The sequence below is a fragment of the Sedimenticola hydrogenitrophicus genome (genome assembly GCF_025175675.1).
Classification (GTDB): domain Bacteria; phylum Pseudomonadota; class Gammaproteobacteria; order Chromatiales; family Chromatiaceae; genus Sedimenticola; species Sedimenticola hydrogenitrophicus.
In genome coordinates, this window is sequence record NZ_JANIOA010000091.1 from 1 (window position 1) to 2,101 (window position 2,101).

The 2,101-nt window shown below is 56.0% G+C and carries 1 protein-coding gene; it reads left to right on the forward strand.

What is annotated here, in order from left to right:
- The first annotated feature begins 746 nt into the window (after nucleotides 1-746).
- Complete coding sequence (ltrA, locus tag NPX02_RS21005; RefSeq protein WP_260296019.1) at nucleotides 747-2,009, forward strand: group II intron reverse transcriptase/maturase; 1,263 nt, start codon at nucleotides 747-749, stop codon at nucleotides 2,007-2,009.
- Nucleotides 2,010-2,101 lie beyond the last annotated feature (92 nt).

Below are 2,101 nucleotides of genomic sequence, written 5' to 3' on the forward strand. Positions count from 1 at the left end.
ACGTGTGCCTGGCATGACGCACAGGCCGCCGTTCCAGGCTAAGCCTGGGACAATATGGTCCGCCGTTACCGGACGGAAGGACGACGCCGACAAGGCAAGGGCATTACCGGAAACGGGGTGTCTGAAGGAAGCATGAGGCAGAACCCGTGTACGTAGCGAACAGCGAACCGGCTACATGGTGTTGGGGAGGGGTCGAGCCGGCGTGACTAGGCGAGGCCAGATATCCGGAGAACTGAACCGACATGAAGCCGGACGGGATATGGGGAGGTGGTGCGTCTTACCCAGGGAAGCCCTCCTGTCCTGTCGTTGATGTTGCCAGAGACGACAGAAAACCGAATCGACGAGGAGACCCCGAAGCGAGGAGGGACAGAGGGCGGCAGATTCACGGGTAGTACCGAAGACTCAGGGCCGATGAAACGTTGGTAACAGCGTAGAGGAGAAAACCCTGGAGACCAGGCAGAAGGGGATCAACATGCTGAAAAAAAAAGTCAGCATGCCACCGCTTGGCCATTCCGGAGGTGTCACCGGGATGGGGAAAGTCGTGAACGAAAGGTGGCAGTGATCGCATAGAGGAGCCGATACAGAGCTGTGACGGATGAGGACCAGAAATCGAACAGGGACAACCGAATCGCCAGGCGATACCCCGGTGCGAACGCACCGGGGTTATGCAGGTTGTCCGGTCCAGGCCAAGTGGCCCCGCCAGACCGGCAATCCTCGGTGTTAAGAGAGATCACGGAGAAAGCGAGATGAAAGTAAGCGACGTGTTGGTGAAGGTCTATGAACCGGGACGCCTGCAGCTGGCATGGCAACAGGTTAGAAAGAACGCCGGGGCAGCGGGAATAGACCAGATGACGGTAGAGGAATTTGCGCAGCGGGAAGAATCCCTCCTGGCGCTGATTCACGACAAGCTCAAGTCAGGGAACTACCGTTTTCAACCGGCCAAGCGGGTACTGATCCCCAAACCCGGGACATCCAAGCAGAGGAAGCTGGGGATACCGGTGGTCATGGACAGGATCGTGGGCACGAGTATGCACTATGTACTGGAAGAGTGCTTCGATCCGGGATTCACCGAATCCAACTTCGGCTTTCGTTGGGGCAGGAGCCAGCATCAGGCCATACGGCATCTACAGGGGCTGGTGAAAGAAGGGAAAGAATGGGCGGTAGCGGTCGACCTGAAGTCGTTCTTTGACGAGATACCCCACGGGCTCATACTGCGACTGATCCGTCGCAAAGTGGCGGACGAGTGGTTTGTAACCCTGCTTGCCAGGCTTCTGAAAGCAGGGGTCATCGTGAACGGGGAATTGGAGGAAACGAATAAAGGTTGTCCGCAGGGCTCACCACTCTCCCCGATGCTCTCCAACATTGTCTTGAATGAACTGGACCACAAGCTGGAGGAGAGAAACCTGGGGTACTGTCGGTGGGCGGATGACTTCGTGATCGTAGTGAGATCGGAGCGAGCCGCCCAACGGGTAATGAAGGGAACGGTAGCGTATCTGGAGGAAGTCCTCGGACTCCCGGTGAACCGGGAGAAGAGCAGGGTGGCGCCGATCAAGGAGATTACCTTTCTGGGATTTCAGATCCTTATGGGCAAGATCCGGGTCAGCAACCAAGCACAAACCCGATTCAAATACCGGGTCCGGGAACTGACACACAGGAACAATCCGCTATCGATGTACCAAGTGATCCAAGAGCTGAACAAATACTTGCGAGGCTGGGTTGGCTATTTTGGGGTTCATGAATTCAAATACCTGTTTCGAGACCTCGACGCCTGGATTAGAAGCCGGCTGAGATCGATACAGTTGAAGAAATGGAAGAAGCCCGGAAAATTCCAACGGATCATGATCAGGGCGGGTTTTGACCCAAAAGAAGCGCATCGGGTCTGGATCAAGATGAACCGATGGCAATCGGTGATGAGGCGTCCGGTGCGGTTTGTGATGAACCTGGACTGGTTCAGGGAGCTAAAGTTAGTGTTCCTGCATGATTACACGATTGCTTTCTCCCGGGCCTGATGGCTCGGTTACTGATCGAAGAGCGGTATACCTGGCCGGTACGTACCGTTCTGTAGGGAGGGGGTAGCCTTCGGGCTACCTCCTACCAGATT

Coding starts and splice junctions, on each gene's coding strand:
- ltrA (WP_260296019.1), top strand. CDS start 747: ATGAAAGTAAGCGACGTGTTGGTGAAGGTCTATGAACCGGGACGCCTG.